This is a genomic window from Kitasatospora sp. NPDC001132 (genome assembly GCF_053598415.1).
Genome location: NZ_JBSFKF010000003.1, coordinates 109,176 through 125,148 on the forward strand (window position 1 = coordinate 109,176; position 15,973 = coordinate 125,148).

Annotated in this window: 6 protein-coding genes; 2 read left to right on the forward strand and 4 right to left on the reverse strand. The window is 72.5% G+C overall.

From position 1 onward, the window contains the following. The first annotated feature begins 3 nt into the window (after positions 1–3). A complete protein-coding gene (locus tag ACWDBE_RS04915; RefSeq protein ID WP_449807221.1) occupies positions 4–759 on the forward strand; it encodes an SDR family oxidoreductase in 756 nt (251 codons plus the stop codon). 117 nt (positions 760–876) lie between these two features. Here the strand turns inward: ACWDBE_RS04915 and ACWDBE_RS04920 are convergent, their stop codons facing one another. The 3 genes from ACWDBE_RS04920 to pulA all read right to left on the reverse strand — a co-directional run bounded on the left by ACWDBE_RS04920 (position 877) and on the right by pulA (position 11,393). After that, complete coding sequence (locus ACWDBE_RS04920) at positions 877–2,613, reverse strand: carbohydrate-binding module family 20 domain-containing protein (RefSeq protein WP_449807222.1); 1,737 nt, start codon at positions 2,611–2,613, stop codon at positions 877–879. A gap of 288 nt (positions 2,614–2,901) precedes the next feature. Continuing rightward, a complete protein-coding gene (locus ACWDBE_RS04925; RefSeq protein WP_449807223.1) occupies positions 2,902–5,229 on the reverse strand; it encodes a M4 family metallopeptidase in 2,328 nt (775 codons plus the stop codon). 644 nt (positions 5,230–5,873) lie between these two features. Then, positions 5,874–11,393, reverse strand: a complete 5,520-nt coding sequence (gene pulA, locus ACWDBE_RS04930) for a pullulanase-type alpha-1,6-glucosidase (RefSeq protein ID WP_449807224.1) — start codon at positions 11,391–11,393, stop codon at positions 5,874–5,876. Between the two features lie 317 nt (positions 11,394–11,710). On the opposite strand from pulA, the gene ACWDBE_RS04935 reads away from it, so the two are divergent. Further along, positions 11,711–12,679: a phosphatase PAP2 family protein gene (locus ACWDBE_RS04935; protein ID WP_449789257.1), complete on the forward strand. Its 969-nt coding sequence runs from the start codon at positions 11,711–11,713 to the stop codon at positions 12,677–12,679. A gap of 98 nt (positions 12,680–12,777) precedes the next feature. Here the strand turns inward: ACWDBE_RS04935 and ACWDBE_RS04940 are convergent, their stop codons facing one another. Then, positions 12,778–15,807, reverse strand: a complete 3,030-nt coding sequence (locus tag ACWDBE_RS04940; RefSeq protein ID WP_449789256.1) for a bifunctional [glutamine synthetase] adenylyltransferase/[glutamine synthetase]-adenylyl-L-tyrosine phosphorylase — start codon at positions 15,805–15,807, stop codon at positions 12,778–12,780. Positions 15,808–15,973: the final 166 nt, after the last annotated feature.

Below are 15,973 nucleotides of genomic sequence, written 5' to 3' on the forward strand. Positions count from 1 at the left end.
GCCATGAAGGGTGCCGCGAACCCGCGGATCGCCGTCGTCACCGGAGCCGGGAGCGGCGTCGGCCGGGCCGTGGCCGTCGAACTGGCCGCTGCCGGCTGGCGGACGGTGCTGGCCGGCCGGCGGCCCGGGCCGCTGCGGGAGACCGCCGGGCTCTGCGCCGCCCCGGCCGACGTGGTGCCGACCGACGTCACCGACCCGGCCGCGGTGGACGCGCTGTTCGCCGCGGCCGCCGGGCGCCACGGCCGGGTGGACCTGCTGTTCAACAACGCCGGCGCCTTCGGCCCGGCCGTCCCGGTGGAGGAGCTGGCGGTCGAGGACTGGCGGGCGGTGGTCGACCTCAACCTGACCGGCGCCTTCCTCTGCGCCCGGGCCGCGTTCCGGCAGATGAGGGCACAGGACCCGCAGGGCGGCCGGATCATCAACAACGGCTCGATCTCCGCGCACGTCCCGCGCCCGCACTCGATCGCCTACACCGCGACCAAGCACGCCGTCACCGGTCTGACCAAGTCGCTGTCGCTGGACGGCCGCCCGTACCGGATCGCCTGCGGTCAGATCGACATCGGCAACGCGGCGACCGACATGACCGCCGCGACGGGCTCGGGCGCGCGGCAGGCGGACGGCCGGATCGCCCCCGAGCCGACCATGGACGTCGCCGACGTGGCGCGCACCGTACGGCACATGGCCGGGCTGCCGCTGGAGGCCAACGTGCAGTTCGCCACCGTGATGGCGACGGCCATGCCGTACATCGGGCGGGGGTGACGGACGGCTCCGTCGCCCCCGCCCGTCGTCGCCGCCACCCGCCCCGGGAGCGGCGGCGGCGAGGGGATCCCCGCCGGAACGGCCGGCGGGGATCCGGGGCGCCCCGGAGGCCGGGCCTCACGGCCGCCAGGTGTCGTTCAGCGTGACCGTCCCGCCCGAGGGCACCGTCGCCGTCCGGTTGGCGCCGGACTCCCAGGTCACCGCGCCGCTCGCGTCCTTGCGGACGTACTTGTACTGGAAGGACGTGCCGGCCGGCAGCGACAGCGCCAGCGACCAGACCGGGTAGCCGGCCGAGGAAAGCGGCAGCGCCTTCGCCGGGTCCCAGGCGCCGAGCGCCGCCGCGTCGCCGACCACATAGATGTTCTGCCCGGGCGAGGTGGTCGCGTTGACGTTGAACGAGGCGGCGGAGACGCTCGCGCCGGGCTGGACGTACAGCGCGACCGCGTCGCCCGCGCCGACCGTCGCGGTGAACTGCCCGTTGGCGCCCACCTGGTACGTCGGCCCGGTGCAGCCGCCGCCCGCCTGCGGGTCGCCGTGCTGGACGTCGCAGTAGGTGCCGGCCGGCAGCCCGGTCTGGAAGGTCCGGGTGATCGCGCCGCTCTCGTGGTTGATCGCCACGTAGCCCCTGTTGCCGCGGCCGAAGGCGATCGCGTTGTTGCCGTTGGACCACCAGTCGGTCACCCCGGTGCCCGCCACCGCGTTGCGGAAGCCGACCATGTTGGCGACCTGCCGCCAGGCGTGGGTGCAGTTCCAGCCGTCCTGGTAGCAGGCGTTGACGGTGCCGCCGTTCGGCGGGCCGTCGTCCTTGTTGGTGAAGGAGTAGCCGGAGTAGACGTTGGGGGCGCCGTACGGCGAGGCCAGCAGGAAGACGTTGGCCAGCGTGTAGGTGTTGCCGTAGGTGTAGTTGAGGGTGGAGCCGTTGCGCTCGGTGTCCCAGTTGTCGACGAAGCCGCGCGCCTGGCCGCTCGGCAGGTAGCCCCAGGAGGCGCCCCAGCCGCTGAGGTTGGCGAGCTTGTCGGCGGTGAACATCCGCTTGAGGTCCATGCCGACCCGGAACTCGTCCACGTCGCCGGTGCCGGTGTACTCGGTGGGCTGGACCGGCTCGCCGGCGCCGTAGATGACCTCCTGGACCCAGTAGGCCTTGGGGTTGGCCATCTTGGCCTTGATCGCGGCGAGGTCGGCGGCGGCGATGTGCTTGGCGGCGTCGATCCGGTAGCCGTCGACCCCGAGCGAGGCCAGGTCGTCCAGGTAGTGCGCGATGGTGGTCTGGACGTACGTGCTGGCGGTGTCGAGGTCGGAGAGGCCCTCCAGCTCGCAGTTCTGGACGTTGCCGCGGTCCTGGTAGTCGGTGATCGGCTGGCGGCAGGTGTGGAAGTCCTGGTTCTGGTACGTGCCCGGGTAGTTGTACTTGGTGTACGCGGTGCCGCCGGTGCCCGTGCCGGAGCCCGCCGACATGTGGTTGACCACCGCGTCGGCGATCACCTTGACGCCGGCCGCGTGGCAGGTGGCGACCATGTTCTTGAAGGACGTGCGGTCGCCGAGCCGCCCGGCGATCTTGTAGCTGACCGGCTGGTAGGAGGTCCACCACTGCGCGCCCTGGATGTGCTCCTGCGGCGGGGAGACCTCGACGAAGCCGTAGCCCTTGGGTCCGAGGGTGGAGGTGCAGGCCTGGGCCACGGAGTCGAAGCGCCACTCGAAGAGGGTGGCGGTGACGTCCTTGCCGTTGCCGGCGGGCGGGGCGGCCTGGGCGGCGGGGGCGCCGAGGGCGGTGCCGAGCGAGAGCGCGAGCGCCGCCGAGGCGGCGAGCGCACCGGCCGCGCGGGCGGGCCGGCGGGCGGGGGCGGTGGTGACCACGTCGTCTCCTGAGGGTGGCTGGGGTGGGGCAGCCGAAGGGGGCGAAGTCTGCAGGGGTTTTCTGTAACTTGCCGGAAACTTGCAGCGCTGAACCTAGAGGCGCCCGGAGGGACCGTCAAGACCCCGGCACGACGGGGCCCCTGGTCCGACGAACCCCGCACGACAAGGGCCCCCGGCACGACAGGACCCCGGTCCGACGACACCCCGGCACGACAAGGGCCCGGCAGCCGTAGCCACCGGGCCCCTCACCTGTCCTGGTTCACCGGCCCGTCAGGAGCCGGTCCGGGCTCAGCCGGTCTGGACGGAGGTGTCGTCGATCACGAAGCTGGTCTGGAGCGAGGCGTCCTCGGTCCCGGCGAACTTCACCGTGACCGTCTGGCCCGCGTAGGACGACAGGTCGAAGGTGCGCTGCTGGTAGCCCGCCGCGGCGTCCACGTTGGAGTAGGTCTTCAGCGTGGTGCCGTTGACCGACACGGTCAGCTTGTCGTACGCGGTGCTGCCCGACTCGGCGGTGTCGATGTGCAGCCAGAAGCTCAGCGTCGCCTTGCAGCCCGCCGGGATGGTCACCGTCTGCGACAGCGAGTCCGAGTGGGTGGAGCCGTAGCCGTTCAGCCACGCCTTCCAGGAGCCGCTGTGGGCCGCCTGGGAGGTGCTGCTGTCGATCACGCCGCTGGACGCCGTCCACGGGGTGGCCGTACCGGTCTCGAAGCCCGTGTTGCCCAGCAGCTGCGCCGGGGTGCAGCCACCGCCACCGGTCGAGACGGTCCAGGTGAAGCTGGTGCTGCCGGTCTTGCCGGCCGAGTCCTTCGCGGTGACGGTCACGTTGTAGGTGCCCGCGGTGGAGGCGGTACCGGTGATCGCGCCGGAGGAGGAGATCGACAGGCCGGTGGGCAGGCCGGTCGCGGTGTAGGTCAGCGGGGCGGTGCCGCCGGTGGCGCTGATCTGGAGGTTGACCGCGCCGCCCACGGCGGTGGACTGGTTGCCCGGGTTGGTGACGGTCACGCCGCCGGAGGGCGCCGTGCCGACGTTGACGCCCGCCCAGGCGGTGCTGACCGCGGTCAGCTCTGCGCTGCCGGCACCGTACAGGTCGGTGGCCGCCTTCTCCGTCGCGGTGCGCGCCGCGGCGTAGTTGGTGCTGGAGGTCATGTAGGTGGTCAGGGCGCGGTACCAGACGGCCGCCGCCTTGTCCCGGCCGATGCCGGTGACCGTGATGTTGCCCTGGGTCGGCGAGTCGTAGCTGACGCCGTTGATGACCTTCGCGCCGCTGCCCTCGGACAGCAGGTAGAAGAAGTGGTTGGCGACGCCGGACGAGTAGTGGACGTCCTTGTTGCCGACGGTGGAGGACCAGTAGTCGGCCGAGGCGCCGTCCTTGGACGGCTTGTCCATGTAGCGCAGCGGGGTGCCGTTCCCGTTGATGTTGATCAACTCACCGATCAGGTAGTCGGGGTTGTCGGTCGGGATGTTGGCGGAGAACTCGACCATGGTGCCGAAGATGTCCGAGGTGGCCTCGTTGAGGCCGCCGGACTCACCGGAGTAGGTCAGGTTGGCGGTGGCCGCGGTGACGCCGTGGCTCATCTCGTGGCCCGCGACGTCCAGTTCGGTGAGCGGAGCGGTGTTGTTGCTGCCGTCGCCGTACGTCATGCAGAAGCAGGAGTCGTCCCAGAACGCGTTCACGTAGTTGTTGCCGTAGTGGACGCGGCTGTAGGCGCCGACACCGTCGTTGCGGATGCCGTTGCGGCCGAAGGTGTTCTTGTAGTAGTCCCAGGTGGCCGCGACGCCGAAGTGGGCGTCGACCGCGGCGGACTCGCCGTTGTTGACGGTGCCGTCGCCCCAGGTGTCGGTGGACTTGCTGTACAGCGTGCCGGTGCCAGAGGTTCCGTGGTTCAGGTTGGTGGTGTACATCCCGCCGCGGGCGGCGTCCTTCATCTGGTACGTCGAACCCGACTGGGTGGTACCGATGGTGACGTTGCCGACGAAGACGCCCTTGCCGGAGCCGGTCTCGATGCCGTCCCACTGCTGGATGACCTGGCCGCTGGTGGCGTCGGTGACGACGTGCATCTTGCTCGGGGTGCCGTCGGACTTGGTGGAGGAGACGACGGTCTCCCAGGCCAGCCGGGGGCTGTTGTCGGCGGCCCAGACCACCAGGCGCGGCGCGGTGTCGACCGCGGTGCCCGACTCGGCGGCGAGCGCGGCGCTCTGCGCGGCCGGCGCGGCCAGCTTCGGCGTGGTGCTGACACCGCTCAGCGAGGCGGTGCTGGCCCGGTCCACGCTCTTGGTCGCACCGGTGGGCGCCTGGTGCACCACCAGGTCCCCACCCAGGACGGGCAGTCCGTTGAGGGTGCGCTCGTACCGCAGGTGGCGAGTGCCGTCCGCGTCCTGGATGACGTCCTTGGTGACCAGCTTCTCCTCGCCGCTCAGGCCCAGGCTCTGGGCGAGGGTGGCGGTCTGCTGGTTCGCGACGGAGATCAGCTGGGCGCGGCCGGCCTGCTGGGCCGCGACGGCGGCCGGCGCGTCCGGGGTGGCCGCCTGGGCGATCACCGGGAACCCGGTGACCAGCAGCGCGGTGGAGGCGGCCATGACAACCGCCGCCTTCCGGGCGTGAGCGTAACGGGACATGCGGACTCCTTTTCCGACCGGCGCTGGGTCGCGCACGGTGGAGAGAAAACCTGGGCCGCGGTTGCGGCGCAGTGGGGGCCCCCGCCGGGTGCGACGGGAGTGCGGGATGCGGTGCTCACAACTCGTTGCAGGGTCGGGACGCGCTGCACCTGAACTGGAACGGCTGCACCGGGGGGTGGGGCCCCCTCGTCTACAGCCGGGGGAATCGTGGCAGCAAACGAGCCGTTAATGACAGATGCATGCCACGGATTGGCCGATTCATTACCGAAACCGTATGCAGGCCGGTTCGTCAGTTGTGTTACCCCGCGACGAACTCGTGAACACGGTTTTCATGCCCCGAACAAAGTTCGATCACTGCCGGATGTCGGTGACCAGCACTCAGGTCCGCTTCCCCCGGCGGCGGGTGGCCGACAGCGCCCGGCAGACCCGGCACGTCACAGTTCCGGCCGTGCCATCGACGGTTTCCGGCCAGAGTGCGCCCGGAACGGAACCGGCCCTCCCCCACACGCAGCCGGGCCCCGCACCACCAGAACGGTGGTACGGGGCCCGGGAGTTGCAGAGGTGTACGAACCGGTGTCGGACGAACCCGCACCGGGCGCACCCTCACCGGACGGACCGGTGTCGGACCGACCGGTGTCGGACCGTCAGCGCTGGACGAACACCGCCACGGTGCGGCCCGGCACGGTGAAGGTCCCGGTCGCGGCGTCGAAGCCGGACCGCTGCACCACCCGGTCCGCCCCGCCCGCCTGGACGGGGTGCAGCGCCTGACCGGTGCCCCGCAGCGCCGGCACGGTCTGCGCCTGCGCCGCGGGCGTGGCGTTGAAGACCACCGTGATGCCCTTCTCCGCCCCCGGCAGCCCGGTGCCGTCCAGGTGCAGGGTGATCACCCCGGGCGTCTCACCCGCGGTGCCGGAGAGCGGGTAGGAGAGCCGCTGCTGGACGGCGGCCAGGGTCGGCAGCGAGAACAGCGGCGAGGACTGCTTGATCCGCAGGAACTCCTGGTACTGCGCGGAGGTCGCCCGGATGTCGGCCGCGCCGACGGTCAGCTCCGGGTCGGCCAGCAGGGATCGGGCCGCCGCCCACTGCTCCTGGTTGTCCTTCGCCATCGGCAGGCCGCGGCCCCAGCCGTTGCCGTCGGCGGGGTCCCAGTGGATCGCGTTGAACCAGTCCCCCGAGTCGTAGGAGTTGGAGTCGAGCGACTTGGAGCGCAGCAGGTCGCTGCCGGCCTGGGCGAAGCCCGCGCCCTGGGTGAGCGCGGTCAGCGAGAGCCCGAGCGCCTGCATCCGGGCCCGGTCGGCGGGCGCGGTGCCGGTCGGCAGCTTGTACGCGAGCGCGTCGAAGAGATCGGTGTTGTCGTGGGCGTCCACGTACTCCACCGCCTCGCCGGGCTTGGCCGCGTACCCGGTCGGGGCACCGTTGTAGTCGACCTGGGCACCGGTGACGGGCTTGCCCGAGCTGTCGGTGAAGGAGTAGCCGGCCAGGTTGCCGGTCAGCCCGACCTTCAGCTGGTCCATCTGGTGCAGCAGCCGGGCCTTCTGCTCCTCCGGGGTGCCGTTCGCGGCCGAGCCGTTCGGGTCGGTGTACAGGCCCGAGGCGAAGCCCTGCTGCTGGGCGGAGTTCAGCATGAAGTTGCCGCCGCGGGCGGCGTCCCGGATCCGGTCGTCGAAGGTGGCGATGCCGGTGCCGGCCATGTTGACCTGGGTGGCCTGCACGAACCGGGCGTCGTTGGCGACCACGCCGAAGTTCCAGCCCTCGCCGTAGAGCAGGACGTTCCGGCCGTCCACGCCGTCCGAGTCCGGCGTCATCTTCCGCAGCGCGGCCTGCACGTCCAGCATGGTGGACTTCGGGTCCAGGCCCATCAGGTCGAAGCGGAAGCCGTCCACCTTGTACTCGCGGGCCCACAGCGTCACCGAGTCGACCACCAGCCGGTTCATCATGGCGTGCTCGGGCGCGGTGTCGGAGCAGCAGCTGTCCGTCGTCACCTTGCCGTTGGCGTCCAGCCGCTGGTAGTAGCCGGGCACCACCCGGTCCAGCACCGAGTGCTCGGCCTGGCCGCTGGCGGCGGTGTGGTTGTAGACCACGTCGAGCACCACCCGCAGCCCGGCCGCGTGCATCGCCTGCACCATCTGCCGGAACTGCACCGTCCGGGCCACCCCGTTGGGGTCAGTGGCGTAGGAGCCCTCGGGCACGTTGTAGTGCAGCGGGTCGTAGCCCCAGTTGTACGCGTCGTCGGCGGCCACGGCCGCCACGCACTCCTGCTGCTTGGGGCCGTCCGCCGCAAGGGACTTGAGGTCGCAGGCGGGCAGCTTCTGGTCCGTCCGGTTCTCCCGGACGGTGGCGATGTCGAAGGTCGGCAGCAGGTGCACCGTGGTCACCCCGGCCTTGGCGAGCTCCCGGAGGTGCCGCATCCCGGCCGAGTCCGACTCGGTGAACGCCAGGTAGGTGCCGCGCTCGGCGGCCGGGACGGTGGAGTCCTCGACCGAGAAGTCCCGGACGTGCAGTTCCTGGATCTGCTGCTGCGCGGGCGGGACGGCCTGCGGGCGGGCGTGGTCGTCCCAGCCCTTCGGCTTGAGCTCCCTGGCGTCGAGGTCGGCGACCAGGCTGCGCTTCGAGTCGGTGGACAGCGCCACCGAGTACGGGTCGGTGACGGTGTTGACGACGACCTGCTGCACCGAGGGCGCCCAGACCTTCACCTGGTACAGGTAGCACTTGCCGTCCAACTCGCGCTTGTCACGGACGACTTCCCACACCCCGGTCTCGTCGTCCAGCTTCAGCGGCAGCGTCTTCGGGGTGCCCCCGGTGGCGCTGTCGTAGACCTGGACGGAGACCTCCTGCGCGGTCGGCGCCCACAGCGACAGCGCCACCTTGCCGTTGTAGTGGGCCGGCCCGAAGTCGACCTTGCCGGTCTTCCCGGCGTACAGGTCGTCCAGCACGCCCGGGATCTGCACGCCGGTGGCGGCCGACACCGCGCCGCTGGGCAGGTGTTCGGTGAACAGCAGCTGGGCGCGCAGCGCGGCCGGGACGCGGGCGGTGTCCCTCGGGTCCACGGTGAAGGCCCGGTAGCCCGTCAGGTGCGGGTACTTCGCCTTCTGCGCGTCGGTCAGCCCGCCCTTGACCGGGGTGAGCCGCAGCCACTTGCCGGGCTTGGTCAGCGCGCCCCGGTCGGCCCGGATGCCGCCCTCGGGGTCGTACACCAGCTGGGCGCTGGTGCCGCCGGCCAGGGCGTCGTCGCCCGAGCCGTAGTTCGCCGGGACGACGACGGTCCGCGCGTCGATCCACTGGGCCTTGGCGGCGGCGAGGTCGACCTGCGAGGAGGCGGCCGGGTTCTGCGGCAGCAGGTAGCCCTCGCGGCCGCCCAGGATCCAGACCTCCTTGCCGTTGACGGCGAAGTCCAGCGACTGGTCGGCGGGCAGGTCCTTGTCGTTGCCCTTGTGCAGGATGTAGCTGAGGCTGGTCGCCCCGGGGGCCAGCGGCACCTCGAAGACGGCGCCGAAGGCGTCGCGGCGCGCCGGCGCCAGCGGCTTGCCCCAGTCGGTGGGGGCGGCGGCGCCGGTCCAGTCGTGCAGGCCCCAGCCGTCGTAGTCGCCGTCGGCCCGGTTGTAGTGGATGACGGCGGTGTTCGCGGGCTGGCTGTTCGGCGGCCCGGGGTCGGCGGTGCGCACGGCCGGGTCGCCCTGCCGGAGCCACACCTCGCCGGTGCTGCCGACGTCGAGGTGCCGGTCGGCGTCGACGTCCTTGACGCCGTCCTTCTCCACGATGAACCCGACGTCCGAGGCGCCGGGCTTCAGCCGCACGTACGCGAAGGCGCCGTACGCGTCCCGCCCGGTGAAGGCGTGCCCGGCCGGCCACTGGGTGGACTCGCCGTCGGCGAGGCCGCCCCAGGCGTAGAGGTTCCAGCCGTCGTAGTCGCCGTCCGGCCGGTTGTAGTGGACGACGGCGTACGGGCGGGAGCCGGCGGTGGGCACCGGCTTGGGCGCGGGGGCGCCGGTGGTGAAGCTCGCGGTGGCGGACCGCAGGTGGCCGCTGGAGTCCTGCACGACGGCCTTGTAGCGCACCACCGTGCCGGGGGCGACGGCGCCGAGGTCCTGGGTCACCGCGTACTTTCCGGTGTCGGCGGTGCCCAGGGTCTGCCAGGGCCCGTTGCCGATCTGCGCGGCGAAGCTGACCCGGTTGAAGCCCTTGTCCGTCGTGGCGCCGACGGTGACCAGCCCGGTCGAGCCGTCGGCCGGCGGCTGCACCGAGAGCTGCGGCGCCGAACCGACGGCCGCGAGCTTCCCGCCCGCCTTGAACACCACGGAGGAGAGCGCCGGCACGGTGACCGTCACCTTGCGGTCGGCGCCGCTGGTGATCCGTTCCCCCGCGGACGGGTGGATCCGGTCGAAGCCCATCCCCGCGGAGAAGGTGTCCAGGGTGACGGTCTTCGCCTCGGTGGCGTTGTTGACCGCCACCAGGTACTCGACCTGCTGCCCGGCGTCGATCCGGGAGAAGGCGTACACGCCCGCGCCGTCGGCGGCGTACCGCTCGATCTGGGCGCCGTCGGCCAGCGCCGGGTTGTCCCGGCGCAGCTTGGCCAGCCCGGCGACGCCCTGGTAGAGCTCGCCGCCCTGCCCGTACCGGTCGGCCGGGCCGGCGGGGCCGCCGAGCACCCGGTCGGCGTTGTAGGAGTCGGTGCGCGAGGCGAACATGTCCTGCCGGGCGTCCTTGTCGCCGCCCGCGCCGGTGAAGCCCTGCTCGTCGCCGTAGTAGACGACGGGCTGGCCGCGGGTGAGGAACTGCAGCTCGTTGGCGAGCCGGTCCTTCTTCAGCAGGGTCGCCTCGTCGGCACCCGGGTTGTCGGCGAGCAGGAAGGAGCCGAAGCGGCCCATGTCGTGGTTGCCGAGGAAGGTCGGCAGCTCGTACGCGTCGGTGTCGGCGCTGGTGTAGCGGTAGTCCTGGGCGTAGACGTCGGCGAGGTTGCGCGCCGAGCCGCCCTGCGAGACGTAGGAGCGGGCCGCGCCCTGGAACGGGAAGTCCAGGGTGGCCTGGAGCCTGCCCTTGGTGACGTACGGCGAGGTGACCGCCGGGTCCCCGGAGTAGACCTCGCCGAACATGAAGAACTTCTTGTTGCCCTGCTTGGCGGCGAAGTCCTTGAGCGCGGGGGCCCACTGCTGCCAGAACGCCATGTTGACGTGCTTGACGGTGTCGATCCGGAAGCCGTCCACGCCGGCGTCCTTGACCCACTGCTGGTAGACCTTCTCGAAGCCCTTCACCACCTTGGGGTTCTGGGTGTCGAGGTCGTCCAGGCCGCTGAAGTCGCCCTCGGTGGCGGACTCGCCGACGAAGGTGGAGTCGCCCCGGTTGTGGTAGAGCGCCGGGTCGTTGAGCCAGGACGGGGTCTTGGCCGTGGCGTCGGCCGGGGTGCGGAAGACCGGGGTGTAGGGGAAGGAGTCCCCGGTGGTCTTCGGCCAGGGCGAGCCGGCATCGGCGACGGCGGTCTCGTCCACCGGGTTCCCGTCCGCGTCGAGCGTCGGGTAGGCGCCGGCGGAACGGTAGCCGTACTGCTTCTCGGCGTAGTCGATGACGTCGGCGGTGTGGTTGGTGATGACGTCGAAGAAGACCTTGATGCCGCGGGCGTGCGCCTTGGCGATCAGCTCCTTGAGCTGCTCGTTGGTGCCGAAGTGCGGGTCGACCTGGGTGAAGTCGGTGATCCAGTAGCCGTGGTACCCGGCCGAGGCGTCGGCCCCGCTGCCCTGCACCGGCTTGTTCTTGAAGATCGGGGCCATCCAGATCGCGGTGGTGCCGAGGTTCTGGATGTAGTCGAGCCGCTGGATCAGCCCGGCCAGGTCGCCGCCGTGGTAGAAGCCCTTGTCGGCGGGGTCGAAGCCGTTCTCCAGTCGCCCTCCGGTGATGCCGCCGGTGTCGTTGGCGGCGTCGCCGTTGGCGAAGCGGTCGGGCAGGACGAAGTAGAACTGCTCGCGGCTGAGGTCGTGCCGCCCGGCGGTGGCCGCCAGCGCGGCGTCCGAGGGCGGGGCCGGCGGGGCGGCGGCGAGGGCCGCGGGGGCACTGCCGAGGGTGGCGGCGGTCAGTGCGGCGGCCAGCAGGACGGCCGTGCGGCCGGGCGGTCTGCGACGGCCGGTGGTTCGTCGGGCAGTGCTCCGTCGGGGGCGGAGCGGGGCATCGGCCACTGAGGGCTCCCTTAGGGGAAGGGTCGATCGATTTCCCAGGAAGCTAGCGGCCTGCAATATGTTTCAGCAAGATGCAGAAACCGTTTCGTAGCGGGAAGTTCCAGGTGGGTGACCGTCTCCGACCACCCCGGTTACTCCCCTGGAGCGACGAGCGTGACAATGGGACGTATGTCCGTCCCACCGGTATGCACCCAACCCCCGAACACCCCCTACCCCGGTGGGAGCCGGCCCGTAGCCCTCAAGGGGGACAGCCGGTGAAGAATCCACTTCCAGAGGATGAGCAGACGGCTACGAGCGGTCTGGCAGACTTGCCGTCCATGGGGGAACCGACCGAGATCCAGCGAGGCGGCGCCGGGCGCGCCGACGCGGCGAGCGGTGGCGGTTCCGAAGCAGCGAAGGCCGTCCCCGGCCGCCTGCCCGATGGAGCCACCCGTGCCGCCCAGTCCCGTCCCGCAGCCCTGCGCGCGCACATCAGCGCCCAGCGCCGCTCACCGGCCAGGCCGCGGATCTGGTTCGAGCTGGCGCTGATCGGGATCAGCTACTGGATCTACTCGATCGTGCGCAACGCGGTTCCCGAACAGGAAGCGATAGCCCAGAAGCACGCCAGCTGGATCTGGGACCTGGAGCACCACCTGGGCATCGCCGTCGAGCACTCGATCAACCACGCCGTGGACAGCGTCGGGTGGCTCATCACCGGGATGAACTACTACTACGCGACGCTGCACTTCGTGATCACGATCGGCGTGCTGGTCTGGCTCTACCGCAGCCACCCCGGGCGCTACGTCGCGGCCCGCTCGGTGCTGTTCGTCACCACCGGCATCGCCCTGGTCGGCTTCTACTTCTTCCCGCTGGCCCCGCCCCGGCTGATGACCGACGGCGGCTTCATCGACACCGTGAAGGTCCACGGCACCTGGGGCTCGATGGCCTCCGGGCCCGCCGCACACGTCTCCAACCAGTACGCGGCGATGCCCTCCATGCACATCGGCTGGTCGATGTGGTGCGGTCTGGCGATCTTCTTCCTGGCCCGCCGGACGTGGGTCAGGGTGCTCGGCCTGCTCTACCCGGCCGCCACCCTGGTGGTCATCGTCTCCACCGCCAACCACTTCTGGATGGACGCCGTCGGCGGCGTACTCTGCCTGGCGGTGGGCTTCCTCGCCGCCCGCTGGATGTACCACGAGTGGGTGTACCGACTGCCCAAGGTGCCCGCCCGGGAGGCGGTGGCCGAGCAGCCGATCACCGTCCCCGAGCAGTGGAGCGAGCCCGCGGTCAGCAGCGCCCGCCGCTAGGCCCGTCCCCAGGACCTCCCGGAAGGGGCCCCTGAACAGGGGCCCCTTCCGCGTACCCGCCGGCGCTCGTCCCTCGGTCGCGCCCGCCGGTCGACCCGTCAGCCGACGCCGTAGAACAGCCGGTCCACCACCGCCCGGGCCCGACGGGTGGTCCGCCGGTAGTCGTCCAGCAGTTCGCCGCTGTGCCCGGAGCCGTACCCGAGGTAGCGGGCCACCCCGGCCAGCTCCCTGGCCTCCCCCGGGAAGCTGTCCCCCGGCCGCCCGCGCACCAGCATCACCGCCGCCCGCACCCGGGAGGCCAGCACCCAGGCCGCGTCCAGCACCTCGGCGTCCTCCGGCTCGACCAGCCCGCCCGCCACGGCGGCCGCCAGGGCCGCCCTGGTCCGGGTGGTGCGCAGGCCCGGCAGCTCGTGCCCGTGCCGGAGCTGCAGCAGCTGCACCGTCCACTCGACGTCCGCCAGCCCACCCCGGCCGATCTTGGTGTGGGTGGTCGGGTCGGCCCCGCGCGGCAGCCGCTCGGCCTCGATCCGCGCCTTGATCCGGCGGATCTCCATCACGTCGCGCTCCGGCACCCCGCCGCCCGGGTAGCGCAGCGGGTCGATCAGCTGCCGGAACCGCGTGCCCAGCTCCTCGTCCCCGGCCACCGGCTCGGCCCGCAACAGCGCCTGGCTCTCCCAGGCGTGCGACCAGCGCCGGTAGTACGCCGCGTACGAGGCGAGGGTGCGCACCAGCGGTCCGCTGCGGCCCTCCGGCCGCAGGTCGGCGTCGACCAGCAGCGGCGGCTCGGTGGAGGGCGCGCCCAGCTGGGAACGCAGCTCGTGGCAGACCGCCTGGGCGGCCCGGGCGGCCTCCTCCTCCAGCGAGCCGAGCAGCGGCTCGTGGACGAAGAGCACGTCCGCGTCCGAGCCGTAGCCCAGCTCGTGGCCGCCGAAGCGGCCCATGGCGATCACCGAGATCCGGGTCGGCAGGTCCCCGTGCTCGGCCTCCCATCCGGCGACGCAGGCGCGCAGCGCGCCGCCCAGGGTGGCGGCGTTGAGCGCGGTGAGCGCCTCCCCCGCGGTGTCCAGCGCCTCGGCGGGGTCGTCCCCGAGCCGGCCGAGCACGTCCGCGGCGGCGGTACGGAACAGCTCCCGGCGGCGCACCGAACGGGCGGCGGCCACCGCGGCCCGGGTGGAGCCGGCCCGGCCGACGGCGGCCAGCACCTCCGACTGCAGCGCCGCCCGGCCGCGCGGTTCCAGGCCCTGCGGGTCACCCAGCATGGCCACCGCCTCGGGGGCGCGCAGCAGCAGGTCGGGCGCGAGCCGGCCGGCCGACAGCACCCGGGCCAGCTGTTCGGCGGCGGCGCTCTCGTCGCGCAGCAGCCGCAGGTACCAGGGGGTGCGGCCGAGCGCGTCGGAGACCTGCCGGAAGTTGAGCAGCCCGGCGTCCGGGTCGGCGGACTCGGCGAACCAGCCGAGCAGCACCGGCAGCAGGGTGCGCTGGATCGCGGCCTTGCGGCTCACCCCAGAGGCGAGCGCGCTGAGGTGGCGCAGCGCGGCCGCCGGGTCCGCGTAGCCCAGCGCCTCCAGCCGGGCCCGGGCCGCTTCCGGGGTCAACCCGGTGGCTCCCGGCGGCAGTTCGGCGACGGCGTCGAGCAGCGGCCGGTAGAACAGCTTCTCGTGCAGCCGCCGGACCTCCACCGCGTGCCGCTTCCACTCGCGTTGCAGGGCGGCCACCGGGTCGGCGCGGGTGTCGTCGTTGATCAGCGCGGCGAGCGAGCGGGCGAGGCGGCGCAGGTCCTCCTCGGCGGTGGGCATCAGATGGGTGCGGCGCAGCCGGTACAGCTGGATGCGGTGCTCCAGCGAGCGCAGGAAGCGGTACGCGGTGTCCAGCGAGGCGGCGTCCGCCCGGCCCACGTACCCGCCGCGGGAGAGCGCGGCCAGCGCCTCCAGGGTGTTGCCGCTGCGCAGCGCCGGGTCGGTGCGGCCGTGCACGAGCTGGAGCAGCTGTACGGAGAACTCGACGTCGCGCAGCCCGCCCGGGCCGAGCTTGAGCTGGCGGTCCAGTTCGGTGGCCGGGATGGAGTCGACGACCCGGCGGCGCATCTGCTGGACGTCGGCGACGAAGTTCTCCCGGGCGGCGGCCTGCCAGACCATCGGGGCGAGCGCCTCGACGTACGCGGCGCCGAGCTCGGCGTCCCCGGCGACCGGGCGGGCCTTGAGCAGCGCCTGGAACTCCCAGGTCTTGGCCCAGCGCTGGTAGTAGGCGAGGTGGCTGGCCAGGGTGCGCACCAGCGGGCCGTTACGGCCCTCGGGGCGCAGATTGGCGTCCACCGGCCAGATGGTGCCCTCCCCGGTGGTGTCCGAGCAGAGCCGGGTGAGGGCGGCGGCCAGCCGGGTGGCGGCCTTGACCGCGTCGTGCTCCTCGACGCCCTCGCGCGGTTCGGCGACGAAGATGACGTCCACGTCGGAGACGTAGTTGAGTTCGCGGCCGCCGCACTTGCCCATGCCGATGACCGCGAGCCGGCAGGCCGCGGCGGCCTCCGGGTCCTGCTCGGCGGCGAGGTCCAGGGCCGTCTGGAGGGTGGCGCCGGCCAGGTCGGCGAGTTCGGCGGCGGCCTGCGCGAGGTCGGTGGTGCCGGTGAGGTCGCGGGCGGCGATGGCGAGCAGGCAGCGGCGGTAGGCGACGCGCAGCGCGTTCGCGGGGCCGAGGGACAGGTCGGCGCGGACGCCTTCGGCGAGGGCGCGGCGGAAGTCCTCCGGGCCGGGGTGCATGTCGCGCAGCTCGAAGGTGACCAGCACGTGCCAGTCGTGCGGGTGCCGGGCCAGGTGGTCGCCGAGCGCGGTGGAGACGCCGAGCACGCCGAGCAGCCGGTCGCGCAGCGGCTTGGAGGTGGTGAGGGTGTCGCGCAGGGTGTGCCGGTCGGCCTCGTCGGCGGCCTCCAGCAGCCGGGCCAGGCCGAGCAGCGCGAGGTCGGGGTCGGCGGTGGCGCCGAGCGCGTCCAGCAGCACGGGGTCGTCGGCCAGGCCCTCCAGCCCGGGGCCCTCCAGCAGCCGCACCGCCCGCGCCGGGTCGGTGAACCCGCGCCGGACCAGCCGGTTCTCCGGCCGGCTGACCCGGCTCCCGGCCCGTTGTTCCTCCACCGCCATCGACCCCTCCATCCGTCCGCCCAAGCAGGTTACGCGCCTGTGGGCCGCCCCGCCGGGCATGCCACGGGCCCGGTCCGCCCGAGCGCCGGCGGGCCGGGCGGCGCGCCCCCGGGGCGCGGCGTGGCGTGTCGGCTTGCCCGCCGGCTCGACGGCGCGGTGGAGTACG